The organism is Fusibacter sp. A1, from assembly GCF_004125825.1.
In the GTDB taxonomy this organism is placed as follows: Bacteria; Bacillota; Clostridia; order Peptostreptococcales; family Acidaminobacteraceae; genus QQWI01.
In genome coordinates, this window is record NZ_QQWI01000005.1 from 17,156 (window position 1) to 36,417 (window position 19,262).

The following is a 19,262-nucleotide window of genomic DNA, read 5'->3' on the forward strand; positions in this document are numbered from 1 at the left end:
AAAATGACCGAAGAACAATTCATTATGAAACATCAAGCGACATGGAAGAGGCTATCGGAGCTTGAAAAAGTGTTCAAGCACACCAAAAAATCTAAAATCGCGACAAAGGATGCGGATGATTTTTTAATGCATTACAGAGATGTGAGCCACGACCTTGCATTTGCACGTACCCATTTCCCGGGCAGCCGTACAGCTACTTATTTGAATCAACTGGTGGCATCTTGTCATGGCTTGCTTTATAAGCGGGAGAGAATCACCTTTAAAGGTCTTGTGCATGCTGTAGGTACAAAGTTTCCTTATGCGCATGGAAAGTTTGGACCACAAATCGTTTTGGCGGTTGTCATCTTCCTAATCGGCGCTACGGTTGCTGGTGTGATGACGGCGATCAATACTCAGTGGGCCGCCTTTTTCTTACCTCAGGCTTTTATCGATTCGGTGAGCCGTGGAGAACTTGGCGGGGGGGATTGGAATTATCCCTTGATGTCCTCTGTCATCATGACAAATAATATTTTAGTCGCCCTTAAGGCGTTTGTATTTGGAATCTTACTTGGAGTTGGGACCGTATATGTCTTGTTCTATAACGGCGCGATGCTTGGAGCGTTGACGATACTGGTCTACAGATTTGCCGATCCTTTTGTCTACTGGTCCTTGATCCTACCCCATGGCATCATCGAGCTTCATGCCATCTTCATCAGTGGTGCGGCAGGACTATTGCTTGCCAGGGCGCTTTTGATGCCAGGCCTTCTGAAACGCTCCCATGCGGTGATAAAGGTCGCAAAAGAGTCCATGCTTCTACTGCTTGGTGTGGTGCTTATGCTTGTTTTGGCTGGACTTATCGAAGGCTTTATCACCCCGCTAGAGCTTTCTGCAAGTCTTAAATACCTGTTTGCGTTTGTTACAGGGATGGGGTCTTTGTTTTTAAGTTTAAGAGGCATAAAGCTTTGGAAAGAGAGTGGAGAATGAGAAAATTACAAGTCATAACCCCTGAGCAAGTGTCGATCGACTACTCGATTGCAGATCTTGGATCGAGAGTGGGGGCTGTCGTGGTGGACATGCTGATACAGATGGTCGTAGTCATTGCCCTCGTGATGGCGGATCTGGCGATCATGACGTATTCCCCAGAGTTTTGGAGCGAGAAGTACGGGTGGGTGATCGGACTTAGCATCCTAGTCTATATGGTCATCTCCTATGTCTATTATATCTGGGCCGAGATCAACTTTGACGGACAGACGATCGGTAAAAAAATGATGTCCATCCGTGTGATCAGGCTTAACGGACAACCTGTCGGCGTAAAGCATATCGTGATTAGAAATCTGTTTAAAGTGTTGATCGATTCCATGGGATTTGGCGTATGGATGATCATTTTCAATAAGCAGTCAAGACGAATTGGAGATTTTGTGGGCGGTACCGTGGTAATTCATAAATTGAGTGTCGCCGCGCCAGAAATCATGGCTTTTGAGCCGCAGCCGGAAGGCCTTGAAAGGTTGCTGACAAAGGAAACAATCGACCTATATAGGCGGTATTCAGGTAGGAAGAATGGTCTGAATGAGAAGACTGACCTAGAAGATGAAGTAAAATCCTTGATGCTCATGCAGTGCGGTGACGATCACGAGTTAATCAGCAAGGTAGAGTCGCTATTTTAGGACCAGCCGGTAACAGGCAATAAAAAGGCAATAAACAGGCAATAAAAAGGCAGTGTATGATTGACATACACTGCCTTTTGAGTTGTCTTTAAAAATCTTCAAATCCGTTCACTTCTTTTTTTACAGGTTGTGATTGCTTGCTAAGGTAGGTGTAGAATACGCCGTTTGCAACAAACATATACGGAGTCAGCCAAAGGTAGCCGATACCGAAAGAAAGTGATGCAAGAATGATCCATCCGATGAAGGAGAGATTTAAAAGAAAGAGCTTCATCTTGTAGCCCATCATGATTTCCTTACTTCTTGAAAGAACTTCCATCGCAGTCAGTTCTGGCTCGTTGATCTTTACAAAGAAGACCATCGAATAGCTGTAGTATGCCATCATCGCGGGAATACTTAATAGGATCATCAGCGGGAAAGCGAAAAAGATCATCGATGCGCTTCCGAAGCTTGCTCCGACTGCGAACACGATCATCGGTATAAATGCGAGCAGTGACCACAAAAGGATGAAGACCCATCTTAACAATCCGATCAGGAATGCTTGACCGAAATCCTTGAAGCCGTCGAACATGTTTTCGATGTCTGCGTCGCCGTCGTTGATAAGGGTTAGGATCATGGAATGGATTCCAAGTGCCAGTGGACCGCTGATCGCTATAAGTGCAATCGATCCGATAAGCGGGATGAAATTCATGAACATGGTTATTGCAAAGTAGATGACGACAACAAGTATCGCTTTACCCCAATTACCTGCAAGTTTACGTTTTGCTTCTAGCTTTATGTCGCTAGACAGTACAGTACTAAAAACGTCCATTTCGACCTCCGATTGGTTATAAGTGCTTAATAAGTTCTATACTAGTTTAACCGAGCGGACTTGCCTAGTCAAAGGGTTATGGGGGATTGTAATCTAAAATTAAGGTTTCAAGTCATAGCTTAATACACCATCAGATGATAAACTGTACTTAACACTGTTGAAAAGGGGAGCGCTATGAAAAGAACATTTGCCTTATCGCTATTGGTTGTCATCGGTCTGTTAGCCGGTGCGTTTTTTAAACTTGTTTTCGACGACACCCTAAATAGTGGTGATATTTCGACTGTAGTACTTTACAAAGACGAAGAGGCGGTCTACACGTTTGACAAGAGTGATTTTGAACTCTGGTCGACATGGATCAACGCGGTGAGACTGATGGAACCCGCCACTGAGCATAATACCCGCGAGTTTGACTATAAGATTGTTGTAAGCTTAGGAGACTCTAGAGGTGACGAAAAAGAAATCGTACAGGAATTGTCTGTCGATTTTGATACCGGTACCGTCGGGATACAATCTGATGACAAAGAGGTCGGCGTGGACTTTTCACTACCCATCGTCGCTTCTTTTTTATCGCATCAGGCGATGAGACCTTATTATCCGGATTATACTGCGCCCAATCTGGTCTTGACCTATGGCGATTTGACCGTAGAACCATATCGGTTAAAAGAGCAATGGACCTATAGGCTTGTGAATGGACAGTATGTGTCTTCAGAAGCGAGGGAGCAAGCGACTGCCTATTTTGAGACTTTGACGGTTTCTGAAAAACATAGCGTCAAGGTGATGGAATCGGGCACGCATGGTACCATCGAGGTACGCGCCGTCACAAGTGATGGTGTAGTAGAAATCGAACTTTCAGAGGACGGATCCTTTGTACCTTTGGTTAGCGACGAAGCGGTGGACTATCAACTTATGTTGATTTATCCTGAGAATGATTTGGGCCTGCCTGTTGGAGAAATAGCTTACGACATGTCGATTTATGTGCATGTCAGTCCAAAAGTGCATTTATCGGATATGAATCTGACGCAAGGAGGCTTATTGAGAGTTCAAATAGAAAATATCAAGCCAGATCAGACTGTGGAATTTGATCAAACTATCGTTGATGAGGTGATACAGTACCGGATTGACAGGACAGTCTATGCGATGATACCTTTTATCTACTGGGTGGAAGACGGGCAGTACCCATTTATTATCAAGTTAGGTGATGGGGAGCAATCCTCTGTCATCTATGACTCTGTCCTACATGTGACGGACCGGGCGTTTTCTGTGCAAAATCTGACGGTGGATATAACAGTCGCCGCTGCAACGAGAAATGATGATGCCTATACCGAGTATCATGCGGAGTTTATGCCTGTCAGACAGACAAGTCATGACAAGCAGCTCTGGGATGGTCCTTTTATCCAACCGATCGAAGGGCGCTTGACTACCGATTATGGCACCAGAAGACGTGTCAACGGCGAACTGACCTCGTACAGGCATAATGGTATCGACTTGGCGGCACCGACTGGTACACCGGTAAAAGCCAGCAATAGCGGAAAAGTTGTTTTTTCGAAAAAGTTGATATTAACCGGCAACACGGTGATGATTGACCACGGACTTGGTCTTTTCACCTATTATCTGCACATGGACAAGCGCAATGTAGCGGTCGGTGACTTTGTGACTAAGGCGGATATCATCGGTGAAGTCGGGTCCACAGGTTTTTCGACTGGACCCCACCTGCACTTTACAGTATCATATCATTTAACAAATATTAATCCGCTCACGTTCCTTGAATGGGATGGCGAGTGGCCGAATTGATGGAGGAATTATGAATAGGGTAGCAGAAGAAATCAAACAGGCAAGAATCAAAGCGGGATTATCTGAAAAGGAACTGGCAAAAAAATGCGGACTGGCAGTAAGCTACATCATCCAGGTCGAATCTGGTAAAAAGATCGTAAAAGAGGAGATCGCTGAAAAGATACTGACGGCTTGCGGTAAGGAGCTGTCTTTTGTCAAGGTTGAAAAAGAACCTGAGCCAGAACCTGTCAAGGTGGTGGTTGAGCAAGTAAAGGCACCGACGAAATCGGTATCTCCAAACGCCCAGTGGTCGGACGCATTAGCCGGTGTGATCAGAAACTATCCTATCTTACGTGGTAAAAAGGTCGTAGGAGAAGAGCAGCTTGTGATCGCAGGAAAGAAGTTCGACGGTTTTCACCCAGACGACATCGTGTTTTTTGAAGCAATGGAAGACGACAAGAACTTCAGGCTTTTGAATAGGGATGTGATGATGGTTGGAATCACAGAATCTGTGGTGAATAATCAGCCCTACTTGATTGAATACTATGGCAAGCAAATGGTCAGGAGACTACGAAAAGAAAACAATAAGGGTCTTGTGATCATTCCCGGCCTAAATGGCGGGTCGCAGGAATCGGTGAGCCAAAATGACATAAAAGTCATCGGTCGCATACTAAAAGTAAGCTTTAAAATTTAGATTCAGGGTAAATACCTATTGGATACCTTTTGGGAGGTGCTAATATGGGAGTTCCTTATAGTGTCGACTTTTTAAAAAGCATGAAAGAAGGCGTTTATGTGGTCAATCGTGAACGCCAAATCACATTATGGAATGATTCTGCTCGAATTCTAACAGGCTTTTCAGAAGCTGAAGTGCTTGGAAAGCAGTGTTCTAAATACGTAAGGTGTCATGTGGATGATTCTGGAGAAAACTTGTGTGAAGAAAGTTGCCCGTTAAAAGAAGCGATGGTTACCGGAAAGCAAGTTGAAACTACTGCGTTTTTAAAACACAGGGATGATCATCTGATCAAGATGAATATCACCGCAGTCCCTTATCATAATAGTCAAGGATTTCTAGAAGGGGTCATCGAGATTTTCTCTCCTTTTGAAGAGGAGAAGTTCGATGCGCGCATTGAAGGATTCAACGAAAGGGTCAGATATACCGATCTTGAAACGGGGATGGTCAATCGAAATTTCATGGATGCCCATTACATGAATCTCTTAAATCAGAACTCAGTCAATTTCGAAATGGGGCTAATCCTTGTAGATGTGGCCTTTATTGAGGAATTTGTAAAATTGGAGGAACGCGAGCATGCGTTTGAGCTGATAACGAGACTTGGTGAAATCATTCAGGGAGTGGCGAACGGGCATGCGGATACCACTGCGGGCAGATGGTCTGAAAAAAGTTTTATTCTTATGCTGAACAATAGTCATCCGGAGCATATGAACCATGTGAAAGAAGAACTGGAAAGACGTATCAGGGTAGAAGTGTTTAATGGCGGTATGGACTCGGTTGAAATGACTTTTCAACTGATGACAACAATGATATCATCTGATGAACCACTCGAAAAAGTAGTGGACATCCTTCATTTACGTAGTGCCAAACTATATCAATGATCGATAGTAAAATATAAAAGGAACGTCCGAGGACGTTCCTTTTTGCTTGCCGCTAAACGGCTTCGATCATTTCTTTTTCGATAACTTGAGGTTGCTCCACTTTGGATTTGTAGAAGAGACTTTGAATGGCCACTGATAAACCAAGACCGATGACCAGTAAAAGGATAAATCCTATTTTTGAAATGTCAAAGTCTTCTGGAAGCGCTCTAGAAAGAATCACACTGATGCTGTTGTTCAGTGCGTGGATAAGGATACCCGCCCAGATACTGCCAGAGAAATATACAGCCAGTCCGATATTGAGTCCAAGGAAAAACGCCATAAAACCCTGTACCAGGTTCATATGATAAAGACCGAAGAGGGCTGCCTGAATGACAAGCACCGCTGCGATCGGCATATGTCTTTTTAGGTTTCTCATGATCGCCCCGCGGAACACGATTTCCTCTACGAAGGGTACGACTAAGCCGATGATGAAAAGAGTAGTCGGAAAACTCATGTTCATGACAAGACCCGCTACCGCTTCTGCTCCCTTGGGATCTTTTGCTGCCATGTCAAAAGTGCCGTTGATTCCTAAGGATAACATGTAGCCTGTTAGTGTGACTGCAATAGAAAGTCCAATGTGTTTTAAACTGATTTTTTTTAAGGTGTAGTCATTTGTAAAGGATTTGCCTTTTGCAGCCGAAGCTACAAAGAAAATAAATTGCGTTAAGATACTCGCCAGTCCGACAATAAGGGTTAGCTTGCTAGCGATACTGTTTTGTAAAGTTGCTTCGATAAATTCCTGTGACGTTCCTGACTGTGCGAGTTTGACAGCCATTTGGATCGCTAGTCCCATCGTTACGACAACCTGCATGACAACAGGTATGAGTAGGATCAGTAGTACTTTGAAAATAAGTTTAATATAGCGCATAATGGCCTCCTTTGGTTTGTTCTTTTGTAGGATAACTTCGATAGGACTAAAAGTCCATCGATTCCGATACGATTTAAGGTTAAATTAAGGTTGAAGGCGAAACCAGCACGTCACCCATTAGATGGACGACTATATTATTACTGTTCTATTTGTTATAATAAGTAAAAATGGATTTAGGGGGACAAAATGCAAACTGCTGTGAATAAAGAGGCTTACCATGAATTATTGCCACAGATGCTATGTAGGCACGGACTTATCACCGGAGCCACAGGGTCTGGTAAGACAGTCAGCATCAAGGTGCTCGCAGAAAGCTTTAGTGAACTAGGCATACCTGTATTTTTACAGGATGTGAAAGGGGACTTGTCCGGATTCATCGAAAAGGGTGTGGCGAGTGTTAAGTTTAAAGAACACCTTGAGCGTGTCGGTGTGGGTGAACCCGACTATCAAACGTATCCGACGGTGTTCTGGGATGTATTTGGAGAGCTCGGTCACCCGATGAGGACGACGATTTCTGAAATGGGTCCTCTCATGATGAGCAGGCTTTTAAAGCTTAACGACACTCAGATGGGGATTGTCTATACCGTGTTCAAGGTCGCCGACGACCAAAAGCTCCTACTTTTGGACTTGAAGGATTTCGTGGCGCTGCTTGATTATGTCAGTGCCAACCGCAAGGAACTGATTACAGACTACGGCATGATCACGATGCAGTCCGTAGCTGCAATCAAGCGCAAGCTTCTGATGTATGAACAAGACGGTCTGGCTTGCCTTTTTGGTGAACCTGCGCTGGATATGGCGGATTTGATGAAATGTGATCATGGAAAAAAGGGTACAATCCACGTTTTAAACGCGAAAGAACTGTCACACAACCCGAGCACCTATTCCGGTTTTCTCCTGTGGATGTTATCTGAATTGTATGAGCAACTTGAGGAGGTAGGTGAGCTTGAGCTGCCAAAGATGGTCTTCTTCTTTGACGAGGCTCATCTTATATTCAATCAGGCTCCACCTTACCTGCTAGAAAAAATCGAGCAGGTCATCAAACTGATCAGGTCCAAGGGTGTCGCTATCTTTTTTGTGACTCAGAGCCCTGCTGATGTTCCTGATGAGGTGCTTAGCCAGTTGGGGAATAGGATTCAGCATGTTCTGAGGGCTTATACGCCAAAAGAACAGAAGGCTGTGAGGGTTGCAGCGGATTCATTTAGAGCGAATCCGAAGTTTGATACCGCGACAATAATCACACAGCTTGGAGTCGGTGAGGCACTCATCAGCTTTTTGGATAAGGCAGGGGTGCCTAAGCCTGTGGAACGGGTATGGATGATGCCGCCAAAATCAAAAATCGGTTCGAGTGATGAAGCGTCGATATTAAGTAATATGAAAAATGATCGTATCGGTAGCAAGTACGATAGTGCAGTAGATAGGGAATCGGCTTTTGAGCTACTAAAGAATAGAATTGTTCAAAAGGAAACCGAAGCGCTTGAAATGACTCGAAGTAACAAGCATCAGTCCAAAACTAGAAAAAGAAGGACGGATACGCCGATGGACAAGATGCTAAAGTCCGCTGCGACCGCGATAGGATCACAAATCGGCAGAACTATCATCAGAGGAATCATGGGTTCGCTATCAAAAAGATAAATAGGTGAAATGTGCTCTGATGTCTGCTATAATTGAGTTATATAAAAACTGTTCGAGGGGGCAATTATGTTAGTTAAATGTGAGAAATGCGGTAAGTTTTTTGGTGCGGATGACAGCAGTCAGACACTGTGCTCTGCTTGCAGTACAGATGTATCTAAGGCTCAAAAAATATTTAAGACAGGTGATATAGAAGAACAGAAGTTCCTGCTTGCCAGAGACGTGGTCTACGACCATCCGGATATCGCTCCGGACGCTCTGATTGAACAGGTATCTGAAGCTGGTCTTGAGCTTTCGATCAAGGATGTACTGACTTATGTCAGAGACGGCCGTCTGACCATGAAAAGCGTTGAAGGCGGAGTGTTCTGCGAAGATTGCGGTAAGAAGATTTTTGGCGGTAGATTGTGTTCGTCGTGTAAATCGAAACTGGAAAAGGCGATTACCAGCAAAAACAAGAAAGATGCTGGAAGTACAAGAGAAGTCGATGGTGGCAGTCAGAGCCGTAAAAAAGCAGGTATGCACACTAGATCGGACGATTAAGCGAGGATAGCATGGACGAATATGTAAAGTCGATCAGTCAATTAAGAATAGATCGTACCATCGAAGCGCTTAAGAAGAACAATATGAACGCTTACTTCGTTGAACATCATGAAATGCTGGTGCAATTATTGAAAGACTTGATTCCTGAAAAATCCACAGTCGGCATCGGAGGTTCGATGACTCTTTTTGAGACTGGAACTGTCGATTTTTTAAGAAGTCATGACATCAACTTCTTGGATAGGTATCAACCAGACTTGACTCCTGAAGACATCAAACAGATCTATCGCGATTCGTTTAGCGCCGATATTTACATGACATCGAGCAACGCTGTGACAGAAAGCGGAAACCTATACAATGTTGACGGTAGAGGCAACAGGGTGGCAGCCATGATTTATGGACCTGACAAGGTGATAGTCGTTGTTGGAAGCAATAAAATCGTTCGGGACGATCAAGCTGCAATTTTAAGAAACAGGGAGATAGCCGCACCTGCCAATGCCAAGCGGCTAAGCAGGAAGACGCCATGCAATCACTTAGGATATTGTACGGACTGTGACAGTCCAGATCGAATTTGCGCCAACTTCGTATTTATGCGAAAGCAAATGGTCAAGGACAGGATTCATGTTTTGATTTTAGATGAGCAGCTGGGATATTGATCGAATGAAAAAAAGAGTCGCTATCTGATGAAGATAACGGCTCTTTCTGTTTTTACGCTATGTTTACTTGAACTTGACAGCCGTGCCGTAGACGATAACTTCTGCCGCGCCCTGCATGATGGCGCTTGAGGCGTACCTTATGTTTACAACGGCGTCCGCGCCTAGAGTGGCCGCTTCTTCGACCATCCGCTTTGTCGCGATCGCTCTTGCTTCGTTCATCATTTCATTGTAGGCAGTAAGCTCGCCGCCGACCATTGTCTTTAAGCCAGCTAGAATATCTTTACCCATATGCTTTGATTGAATAGTTGAGCCTTTTACGATAGTCAAGGTCTCGAGTTCTTTGCCACTGATGTATTCAGTATTTACTAAGATCATCCTTATCCTCCTTGTCGATTTCTTTTAGTCTAATAATCAATGTATAGATGATTGCTGCGATGAAGCCTAAGCCGATGGTTGGTATTAGAAGAACCAAAGCCTTTTCAATCCAGGCAGTTCCGTCACCGAAAACCGATAAGGGAATTATCAGATATAAGGTGAAGTAACTGATCATGATGATTGAGATAATAACAGGAATTGCTTTTTTCATAATCAACCTCCTTAACATTTACTATTATACCCAATTATATTCTATTGTTACATTAATATTTAATGAGAATAGTCTAAATAATGGACTGATCGTCCGTATGGAAAAATTTTTATGGTATAATGGATTATCACGGACGTTTAGTCTGTCTAAATAATTTACATCAAAGAATGAGGGGTGACACTTTTGTTACGTAAAGATCTAATTCAATCAGTTCTAAAAAGAGCACTAATCACCGGTGGTGATTTTGCCGAAATTTTTGTCGAAGACACTGTCACAGGCGCTGTGGCAATGATTGACGGCAAAGTGGATTCACTAAATTCAGGACGATCATTTGGCGTCGGTATAAGAATATTCAAAGGTCTTAAAAGCGTATATGCCTATACGAATGACGCGAGCGAGACAAGTCTGCTCGAAACAGCCCAGAAGGCTGCTACGGTTCTTGGTGAACTAAAAGAAGACTTAGATATCAATCTGACACTTACTGAACGTATACACACAAACGTTCATCCGATCCTTACTGTACCGTCTTCTGTCTCTTCCACTAAAAAAGTCGAGATGTTGAGAAGACTTCATCATGCCGCTAAAAATGAATCAAGTGAGATTGCACAGGTAGTGGCTAGAATGCTTGATATCGATCAGAAGATCATGATTGCGAACACAAACGGACTCTTGACTGAGGACCGTAGAATTAGAACGCGTGTGGTCGGTCAGGCGATCGCATCAAGTGCTACAGAGAACCAAGTCGGATTTGAAGCTCCCGGTAGACATATGGGCTTTGAACTCTTTGACAAGGTAGTCGATGTCGAAGCCCTAGGAAAAGAAGCTGCAAGAACTGCAATAACAATGCTGCACGCAAATCCGTGTCCTGCTGGGAATATGCCTGTAGCTATCGAGAACGGTTTTGGAGGCGTCATTTTCCATGAGGCCTGCGGACATTCGCTTGAAGCGACTTCTGTTGCCAAAGGAACTTCTGAGTTCACAGGCATGATCGGACAACAAATCGCCTCACCTGTAGTTACGGCGATCGATGACGGTACGATACCAAATGGATGGGGTTCACAAAATATCGATGACGAGGGTAATGTGACCCGTAAGAATGTCCTTATCGAAAAAGGGATCCTAAAGGGATACCTGATCGATACGCTAAACGGAAAACGTATGGGTATGGAAGCTACTGGAAGTGCGCGTAGGGAATCTTATAAGTACGCACCGACATCGCGAATGACCAACACGTATATAGCGAATGGTGAGCATAGGAATGATGAAATCATCGCGTCGATGGCAAATGGACTTTACGCTAAAAAACTGGGTGGCGGATCTGTCAATCCTGCAACAGGCGAGTTTAACTTTACGGTGCTTGAAGGGTATCTTGTAAAAGACGGAAAAATCACCGAACCGGTCAGAGGTGCAAGCTTGATAGGCAAGGGTTCTGAAGTACTCAAGAAAATTGATATGGTGGGACAAAACCTTGAACACGGAACAGGCATGTGCGGCTCTTCAAGTGGAAGTATTCCAGCACACGTAGGACAACCACTGGTACGTGTTTCTGAAATGATCGTTGGCGGAAAGTAGGAGGAATATCATGACTGAACAACTCTTTATAGATAAAGTATTTGCTCTAGCTAAAGCCGAAGGTTTTGATGCTTGGGAGCTCTTTTTTGAAACGGGCTCTTCGCTTGAGCTTCAATCATTTGAAAAAGAAATTATTAAATATTCGGATAGCACCACACGTGGTGTGAACTTTAGGGGTACTATCGGAGGCAATCCAGGCAGTTGCTTTTCGGAGATTCTTGATGAAGAGGCCATCGTCATGCTCGTCACTAGAGCTAAGGAAGCTGCTCTCTTGATTGAGTCGGATGATGAGGTAATCATCTATGAGGGTGGAAAACCCTACAAAGAACTGAATCTTTACAGTGATTCACTTAAATCGATCGACAACACAAGAAAACTAGACCTCGTCCTTGCTGAAGAGGCAAATGCGATGGATACTTGTAAGATAGACAAGGTATCGGGATCCTACTACGGAGACGGTGAGACGAGTTGTCGTCTTGTCAATTCCAAGGGTCTAGATATCACCTATAAGAGAAATCAAGCCTATTCGTATATCGGTGTCATCGCAAGCGATGAAAACGACAAGTATTCCGCATACGAGTTCAAGGTCGACAATGATTTTGAAGCGCTTGTAAATGCCAATAACGGAGAAAAAGCGGTTGAGAAGGCTGTAGAAAAAATGGGTGCCACTCAAGTGGGCACTGGTGAATATCAAGTCGTGTTTTCAAACGAAGCGTCATCCAGTCTTCTTGGGGTCTACCTATCTGCTTTTAGCGCGGAAGCCGCTCAAAAGGGAATGTCACTCCTTAAGGGTAAAATTGGTGAGACAATCGCGTCACCACTGATCACGTTGATTGACGATCCCCATATGGAGGGTGGTCTTAGTTCAACACCCTTTGATGGTGAGGGTGTTCCGACCTTTACAAAGTCGCTCATAGAAGAAGGCGTGCTAAATACCTTGCTACACAATTTGAAAACTGCAAAAAAAGACGGTGTAGAGACAACTGGTAACGCTTCTAGAGGAAGCTTCAAATCAACGATTGGCGTATCTTCTACAAATGCGTTCATAAAGCCTACTGACATGACAAAAGAAGCGCTGTTGGAGCAGGTTGGAAACGGTTTGTTCATCACAGAGCTAGATGGTCTCCATGCAGGAACAAATGCGATTTCTGGAGACTTTTCACTTGGTGCCAGAGGTTTTGTCATCGAAGGTGGAAAACTGGGTCATCCTGTGAAGCAGATTGTCTTATCCGGGAACTACTTTACGATGCTTAAGGACGTGACTGCTGTCGCAAACGACCTACAGTTTAAAACAGAACCGGTAGGCTCGCCTGCGATTCTTGTGAATAAGCTATCTGTTGCAGGCAAATAAGATTAGAATCTGATTAAACAAAGATACTTGCTGTGAAATTAGGGTATAATCAAATAAACTGGTACAGAATGGAGGTTTACAATGAAAAAGTTTTTAAAAGGAATTGCAATCGGTGCCGCAGGTGTAGGATTTGCCGCTAGCGCATATAAGACGGTCATGACAAAAAAGAGAATGGAACCATATCAAGACAAACTCGTATTTAAAGGGGAGTCTATCTCATTTGACGGACAGATATTCCAGTATGCTTCCTATGCTGCCGCATTTACAGGTCTCTCTATTGATTTTACCGGTGCGGACCTGCAAGGAAACATCGGTCGTCTTGATCTGTTTGGCGATAGTTCAGGCATACAGGTAATTGTTCCTGACAATTGGTGCGTTGAGGCCAAAGGACTTGCAAGGGCGTCTGGTGTGAACAATTCAGTAGAATCAGAGGCCAAAGTCAACCAACCGGTCTTGTATATCCATTACGACCTGAGAATGTCCGGACTTGACATCAGTTATAATAAGGCTGATGATGAGGATGAAGAAGAAGTTGAAATGATAGAAGAATAATCGATAGAGTAGACCGGATTACTGGTCTACTCTACTTTTATTATCGGAGGAACTATGGAACAGCAGCGTTTTTTTGAAATGATATATCAGAGGACCGGTCTTGAGTTGACCCTGACACAAAAGCAGATTATCACCTCACAAAAACCTGTGATTCAGGTGCTAGCCACCGCAGGTTCCGGGAAAACGACGACTGTTGTCTCTAAAATCGGGTACTTGCTGGCAGTGGATCAGGTAAGGGCCAATCAGATACTGGCGCTGACCTACTCAAGGTCTTCTGCAAAAGATCTGAAGGATCGGCATATGGCTTTGTTGGGACAGCAGGTGCAAGCGGTGAATTATTCAACACTTCACGCGTTCGCTTTTTCTGTGTTAAGGAGGGTGTATGCCAGAAAAAGGCAAAAGTTATCCCTTATCGACAGTGAAGAGAGCACCCTTAACAAGTATGCTATGATGGCGGATGCCTACAAGAAGACAAATGGCTCTTATGCGACTAAAGAAGTGCTGGACGAGTTATTCTCAGAAATTTCCTATGTAAAAAACGCCAGAATCAAACCCGAAAGCTACGGAGCGAAGACGACGGCTTTTTTGAAGCTTTTTACTACCTACGAAAAACTTAAAGTCGAACACGGAGTCATCGACTTTGACGATATGTTAAGCAATTGCCTGCTTGTTTTTGAGGAGCACCCAGAGATTGTTCGAATTTTAAGAGACCAGTATCGGTATATCGTTTTGGATGAAGCGCAGGACATCAACTGTGTTCAAGTAGAGTTGATGAAGGTGCTTTCAAAAGATGCGAAGCAGCTTATTGTGATCGGGGATGACGACCAGTCGATCTATGGGTTTAGGGCGGCTGATCCCAGCTATCTGATCTCGCTTGTAGCTTGTCATGAGGACGCGGTATCCTACGAACTTGGCTGCAATTACAGATGCCCGAGCAATCTTGTAGAAGAGGCGAAGAAACTGATTGTAAACAACTCACACAGGCTTGAAAAGGGAATAGAATCTTCAGATCAGAGACAGGGTATCATCGAACGGGTTCCTGTGATCAAAAGCGGTGCCCAGTATCGGTTTGTCCTGGATGGGCTGATCAAGGAGAGTCCTGAATACCTGCTCGACACGGCTATTCTTTTTAGGAACAACTACAGCATGGTTCCTATCATCGATCTACTCATAAAGGCGAAACTACCAATTTATATCAAGGAGCCTGTGACCACTTTTATGAATCATTGGGTGGTCAAGGACATCTTCATGATCCTAGATCTGATTGAGGACAGGTATGACCTTGCCCTGCTTATCAGGGTGCTACCCAAGGTGAGGATATTTGTCACCAAAGAGGCAAAAGCACGTATTTCGAAGTCGCAGCTGAGTGGTAGCGCCTTTGATTTTTTGAAAAATCAGTTGTCAGGAAAAGCAAGGACCGCATTATCCGACCTTGTCTATGAAATGAACGGATGTGAGCATCTTGAAATTCCAGACAAGATCGAACGGATCGTCACCCTCATGGGCTATGGTGAATACATGAACGATAGGGCGGACCGTGGTAATTACGGGCGGTCGATTCCGCAGACAATCGTACATGGCTTAAAGCTGATTTTGGACGGAGTAAGCTCTACCCAGCAGGCAAGGGAAAAGCTTCAGTCGCTTGTGAATGAGATGGAGCAGCTAAAGTATTCAAAAAAAGGCAGCGGTATTTCACTCCTTACGATGCACGGTGCAAAAGGGCTCGAATTTGACAATCTATTTCTGATCGACCTTGCGGATGACATCATCCCCATGAAGAACACCCATTTTGAAGATGACCTTCTTGAAGAGGAGCGAAGACTCTTTTATGTCGCGGTGACCAGAGCGAGAAAACAGCTGAAGCTCATCTATCCCGCCCATAATCCTTCAAGGTTTATCTTAGAAATGCAAGGGAAACCGGTTAAACAGGCAAAGCATATGCTGATCAACGCACCTAAAGGAAAAGTACATGCTGACTTTAAGAGGACAGGCACCTTTGTTACTGGCTATCACGAGCTTGAAGAGGGATTGACCATTATTCATCAGGTGTTTGGAACCGGAGTAATCAACAAGATCGTAAAAGACGATATCAGCCTGATGTTCGGTGACGACATCAAGGTGTTCAGTCTCGAACTGCTGGTCGACGGACGGTTGCTGAAAAAGTAATCGTTATGGTGATAGTAAAAGATAGGCGCCTCCTATAATGGGTATATTTATTCAAAATCCGTTAATTAAAAATAGAAAAAGGAGAAAACCGTGATTGAATTACCTGAAGCTGTAGTACTTGCAGAGCAAATCGAGGAAACCTTAAGTGGAAAACGGGTGGTAGACGTAGTGGTGAACCAGTCCCCCCATAAGCTGGTATGGTTCAGTGATGATGGAGCGGAGTATGTCAAAATGCTCGAGAATCATGTGATTGACAAGGCAACCTCCTATGGTGGCATCGTTGAAGTCGTTCTGGGGAACACTACTCTTGCTATAAGCGATGGGATCAATATCAGATATCTGCTAAGGCATGAGAAACTCCCATCAAAACATCAACTCCTTTTAAGATTTGACGATGAATCCGTTCTGGTGTTCTACGCACAAATGTACGGCGGTATTCTGTGTGCGGAGGACAGAGCTATCGACAATCCCTACTACCAGCTAGCGAAAGTGAAGCCATCTCCATTGTCGGCTGCGTTTGATCTGGATTACTTTATGGAAATGGCTGCTTGCGACCAGCAGCAAAAGAAAAGCCTTAAAGGACTTCTTGCAACGGAACAGAGCATACCTGGCCTTGGCAACGGCGTTCTACAGGACATACTGTTCAATGCGAAACTACACCCGAAACGCAAGGTGAACACCTTGTCAATAGGTGAAAAGGAAAGACTCTTCCATTCGATAAAGACCACTCTGCTGGAAATGGTCTCTATGGGGGGTAGAAATTCGGAAAAGGACCTTTACGGAGATGTATGCGGCTATCAGACAAAACTGAGCTCCAAAACCGTCAAACAACCCTGTAGCCTTTGCGGTGGAGTCATCGTAAAAGCAGCATACATGGGGGGGAGCATCTATTACTGCGAGACTTGTCAAAAGATCTAGGGTAATATAGTTGAAAAACAGATGCAACAGAGCTGAAAATCAAGCGTTACAGATTACAATTACCTTAAATCACGCCCATGGCGTGTTTTTTTTTGTAAAATAGACAAGGAAACAACTTCAGCGATAGGTCGGACAAAGGAAGGCGCTAATGGATGAAATCTTTTTAAAACTTATCAGACTGCTACCCTCAGCGACTCGTTAATAATAAATTTCCAAACGCGTTCCAGATGGTATCAGCTACCGTAGGGAGACTTGATTTGGTTTAATTGACAGGAGGATGTTATGAGTTTTAGTTCCCATGAAATTGTTTTTGTGACAGCGAATAAGGGCAAAATCGCTTATGCGAATGCTTTGATTGAAGGCGCCGAGGTTGTTCAATATGACGCGGAGCTAATCGAACCGAGAAGCGATGATGTGAAAGCCATCGCAAAAGAAAAGGTGAGACAGGCCTATGCGCTGACTCAAAAGCCATGTATCGCGATGGATATCGGTTTTTTCATCGAAGCCTTAAACGGGTTTCCAAGGGCCTATGTGAATCCTGTGCTCGAAACGATCGGTATTGAAGGAATCATCAAGCTCATGGACGGTGTGGACAACCGAAGTTGCGAGTTTAGGGAGTGCCTTGCATATTACGATGGTGATCGGTATGAGTTTTTTGAGAGTATAGGAAAATCAAAGCTTTCCACCGAGATCAGGGGAACTGAAAACACTAATAAGCTGTCAGACCTCTGGTATATTGTTGTCCCTGAGAAGAGCGAGAAGACACTTGCTGAGTTTTCGGATGCCGACTTTGAAAAGTTGAAGGAAGTTCAACAGGAATCCAGTTTGAGCCTATTTAGTAAATGGTATCGCAGGGTATATCAAGTCGATTCAGCCCGAACTTGAATTAGGTGTGCCGAAGTATCTGCAACTCGATTAAGTGTAAATACGATAGCGGCTGACGGAAAGATATCAGCCCTTCTCGACTCCATACGGAGAACATTGGGTATTAGTGGTATAGCGGATAAAGGAGGAGACGTGATGAGGAGTAAAGGTGAGTTGATCAGCCAACTGGTTGAGATGGGTCTTGAACCGACCGATGTCGTCATGATCCATAGCTCAATGAAAGCGATAGGAGAAGTAGAGGGTGGAGCGCAAGGTGTCCTCGATGTATTGATGGACTATTTCAAAGAGGGTTTGCTGCTGCTGCCGACCCATACCTGGGCAACGGTCATCGACTCGCAACCCGTGTATAATCCGGCGACAGAACCTTCTTGTGTTGGAATTCTCAGCAATCTGTTTTTGAAACGCGATAAGGTATACCGTTCATTGCATCCCACCCATTCCGTGGCTGCCTTTGGAAGGGATGCCAAAGCGTATGTTCAAGGAGAAGAAAGGTTTCATACACCTTGTCCGCGCGAGGGTTGTTGGGGAAGGCTTGTTGACAGGCGTGCGAAACTACTGTTCATCGGAGCGACACTTAAGACCAATACCTTCATCCACGGCATTGAGGAATGGATGATGATTCCCCAGCGCCTGAGCGCTTCGACCCATACCATGTATATCGACCTTAAGGACAGACGAATTGAAAAACACATGAACAGGCATGATACACCGGGCATTGACGTTTCTAAGCAATATGACAAGGTTGAACCGCTCCTTTTAGCCAGAGGAGCTGCGACTATCGGCCGCTTTGGTCAGGCCAAGACCTATGTGCTTGACGCCGTGAGAACCTATGAGCTTGTGTCGTCGTTACTCAAAGAACAACCAGACACGTTCGCACACGTCGGACCGCTTGAGAATTGGGAGCATATAAGATGAAAATTGAACGAATAAGCGATTTTGAAAGCTTTTGTACGGAACTGAGTAAAATAGGATTTTGCTTAAGCGGCGACAATGGCGAAGGGGTATTTTCACTCGAGCCCTACTATGCTGAGGATATCGAGTTCCATACGGGCGATGATGAAAAGGACCCCTGGCAGTGGAGAATTCGCGCAGTAAGGGAGAAGGATTCGATCAGCTATGGCAAAGTATTTCTTAACAAGTCAGGGTGGATCACTAAGGAATGGATTCCTCATTTCATATCGATGCGAAGAAAAAGCATGTCGATGGACAAGCTCTATAGTGACGGTCTGATTCCGGCGATGGACAAGGCGGTCTATGACCATATCGTAGCTAACGTTAAGTCCTCCTTGATCGACCTGCAGTTAAGATTCGGTAAAGAGAATAAATCAGAAATCGTCAAGAGTCTAGTCAATCTTCAGATGAAGCTGTTGATCACCACTTGTGATGAGACAACCAAGATATCAAGCAAGGGTGAGCCCTACGGATGGCCTTTAACAGTATTCTGCACGATAGAAGAAAAGTTTGGTGAAGAAGTGCTCGAAGAAGCGGAGAACCTTGACCCGAAGGTCGCCTATGATGATATAGTCAAACAGATCAGGCTGCTTAAGGCCGATGTAGATGAGAAGAAAATGTGCAAGTTCATCAAACGGATGCCATAGAGGAAAACACGGCCATACTTTTTTAAGAAAGTATGGCCGTTTCTAATAATGGCTGACATTTGATATTACCATTTTT

General features: G+C 44.3%; 20 protein-coding genes. 16 read left to right on the forward strand and 4 right to left on the reverse strand.

Annotated features, from left to right (window positions below; translation table 11 throughout):
* Positions 1 to 3: 3 nt before the first annotated feature.
* Both DWB64_RS07660 and DWB64_RS07665 read left to right on the forward strand, forming a co-directional pair.
* Entirely contained in the window at positions 4 to 963 is a 960-nt protein-coding gene (locus DWB64_RS07660; protein WP_129487634.1) for a stage II sporulation protein M, read from the forward strand.
* Positions 960 to 1,643, forward strand: coding sequence for an RDD family protein (locus DWB64_RS07665; RefSeq protein WP_129487635.1), 684 nt, complete (start codon positions 960 to 962; stop codon positions 1,641 to 1,643). The genes DWB64_RS07660 and DWB64_RS07665 overlap by 4 nt, the downstream gene beginning before the upstream one ends.
* Positions 1,644 to 1,731: 88 nt before the next feature.
* Here the strand turns inward: DWB64_RS07665 and DWB64_RS07670 are convergent, their stop codons facing one another.
* Positions 1,732 to 2,451, reverse strand: coding sequence for a DUF975 family protein (locus DWB64_RS07670; protein WP_129487636.1), 720 nt, complete (start codon positions 2,449 to 2,451; stop codon positions 1,732 to 1,734).
* A 174-nt stretch (positions 2,452 to 2,625) separates the two neighbouring features.
* On the opposite strand from DWB64_RS07670, the gene DWB64_RS07675 reads away from it, so the two are divergent.
* Genes DWB64_RS07675 through DWB64_RS07685 form a run of 3 tightly spaced genes read left to right on the forward strand, consistent with a single transcriptional unit; the run spans position 2,626 to position 5,832 of the window.
* The gene (locus tag DWB64_RS07675) at positions 2,626 to 4,242 is read left to right on the forward strand and encodes a M23 family metallopeptidase (protein WP_206736656.1); all 1,617 of its coding nucleotides are present in this window, start codon (positions 2,626 to 2,628) and stop codon (positions 4,240 to 4,242) included.
* Positions 4,243 to 4,252: 10 nt separating this feature from the next.
* Positions 4,253 to 4,915, forward strand: a complete 663-nt coding sequence (locus tag DWB64_RS07680) for a helix-turn-helix transcriptional regulator (RefSeq protein ID WP_164980307.1) — start codon at positions 4,253 to 4,255, stop codon at positions 4,913 to 4,915.
* Between the two features lie 44 nt (positions 4,916 to 4,959).
* A complete protein-coding gene (locus tag DWB64_RS07685) occupies positions 4,960 to 5,832 on the forward strand; it encodes a PAS domain-containing protein (protein ID WP_129487638.1) in 873 nt (290 codons plus the stop codon).
* A 52-nt stretch (positions 5,833 to 5,884) separates the two neighbouring features.
* On the opposite strand, the gene DWB64_RS07690 is transcribed toward DWB64_RS07685, so the two are convergent.
* Positions 5,885 to 6,739 carry a CPBP family intramembrane glutamic endopeptidase gene (locus DWB64_RS07690; RefSeq protein WP_129487639.1) on the reverse strand — a complete coding sequence of 285 codons (855 nt, stop codon included), beginning with the start codon at positions 6,737 to 6,739 and terminating at the stop codon, positions 5,885 to 5,887.
* Positions 6,740 to 6,925: 186 nt separating this feature from the next.
* Between DWB64_RS07690 and DWB64_RS07695 the strand changes: the two genes are divergently transcribed.
* The 3 genes from DWB64_RS07695 (at position 6,926) to DWB64_RS07705 (ending at position 9,558) form a co-directional block, all read left to right on the forward strand.
* Positions 6,926 to 8,368: a helicase HerA-like domain-containing protein gene (locus tag DWB64_RS07695; protein WP_129487640.1), complete on the forward strand. Its 1,443-nt coding sequence runs from the start codon at positions 6,926 to 6,928 to the stop codon at positions 8,366 to 8,368.
* A gap of 66 nt (positions 8,369 to 8,434) precedes the next feature.
* Positions 8,435 to 8,905, forward strand: coding sequence for a hypothetical protein (locus DWB64_RS07700; RefSeq protein WP_129487641.1), 471 nt, complete (start codon positions 8,435 to 8,437; stop codon positions 8,903 to 8,905).
* Between the two features lie 11 nt (positions 8,906 to 8,916).
* Positions 8,917 to 9,558, forward strand: a complete 642-nt coding sequence (locus tag DWB64_RS07705; protein ID WP_129487642.1) for a lactate utilization protein — start codon at positions 8,917 to 8,919, stop codon at positions 9,556 to 9,558.
* Between the two features lie 63 nt (positions 9,559 to 9,621).
* Here the strand turns inward: DWB64_RS07705 and DWB64_RS07710 are convergent, their stop codons facing one another.
* Positions 9,622 to 9,933, reverse strand: a complete 312-nt coding sequence (locus DWB64_RS07710) for a YbjQ family protein (protein ID WP_129487643.1) — start codon at positions 9,931 to 9,933, stop codon at positions 9,622 to 9,624.
* A complete protein-coding gene (locus DWB64_RS07715; RefSeq protein ID WP_129487644.1) occupies positions 9,914 to 10,144 on the reverse strand; it encodes a hypothetical protein in 231 nt (76 codons plus the stop codon). Before DWB64_RS07715 ends, DWB64_RS07710 begins: the two co-directional genes overlap by 20 nt.
* Before the next feature lie 183 nt (positions 10,145 to 10,327).
* On the opposite strand from DWB64_RS07715, the gene DWB64_RS07720 reads away from it, so the two are divergent.
* From DWB64_RS07720 to DWB64_RS07755, 8 genes are all read left to right on the forward strand, one after another.
* Positions 10,328 to 11,716 (forward strand): TldD/PmbA family protein, encoded by a 1,389-nt coding sequence (locus DWB64_RS07720; RefSeq protein ID WP_129487645.1) that lies wholly within the window; start codon positions 10,328 to 10,330, stop codon positions 11,714 to 11,716.
* A gap of 10 nt (positions 11,717 to 11,726) precedes the next feature.
* Complete coding sequence (locus DWB64_RS07725; protein WP_129487646.1) at positions 11,727 to 13,067, forward strand: TldD/PmbA family protein; 1,341 nt, start codon at positions 11,727 to 11,729, stop codon at positions 13,065 to 13,067.
* An 81-nt stretch (positions 13,068 to 13,148) separates the two neighbouring features.
* Entirely contained in the window at positions 13,149 to 13,619 is a 471-nt protein-coding gene (locus tag DWB64_RS07730) for a hypothetical protein (RefSeq protein ID WP_129487647.1), read from the forward strand.
* 54 nt (positions 13,620 to 13,673) lie between these two features.
* The gene (locus DWB64_RS07735) at positions 13,674 to 15,785 is read left to right on the forward strand and encodes an ATP-dependent helicase (RefSeq protein WP_129487648.1); all 2,112 of its coding nucleotides are present in this window, start codon (positions 13,674 to 13,676) and stop codon (positions 15,783 to 15,785) included.
* Between the two features lie 90 nt (positions 15,786 to 15,875).
* Entirely contained in the window at positions 15,876 to 16,703 is an 828-nt protein-coding gene (locus DWB64_RS07740) for a DNA-formamidopyrimidine glycosylase family protein (protein WP_129487649.1), read from the forward strand.
* Positions 16,704 to 16,985: 282 nt separating this feature from the next.
* A complete protein-coding gene (locus tag DWB64_RS07745; protein ID WP_129487650.1) occupies positions 16,986 to 17,588 on the forward strand; it encodes a non-canonical purine NTP pyrophosphatase in 603 nt (200 codons plus the stop codon).
* A gap of 135 nt (positions 17,589 to 17,723) precedes the next feature.
* Positions 17,724 to 18,503: an AAC(3) family N-acetyltransferase gene (locus DWB64_RS07750; protein WP_129487651.1), complete on the forward strand. Its 780-nt coding sequence runs from the start codon at positions 17,724 to 17,726 to the stop codon at positions 18,501 to 18,503.
* Entirely contained in the window at positions 18,500 to 19,186 is a 687-nt protein-coding gene (locus DWB64_RS07755) for a hypothetical protein (protein WP_129487652.1), read from the forward strand. The genes DWB64_RS07750 and DWB64_RS07755 overlap by 4 nt, the downstream gene beginning before the upstream one ends.
* Positions 19,187 to 19,262: the final 76 nt, after the last annotated feature.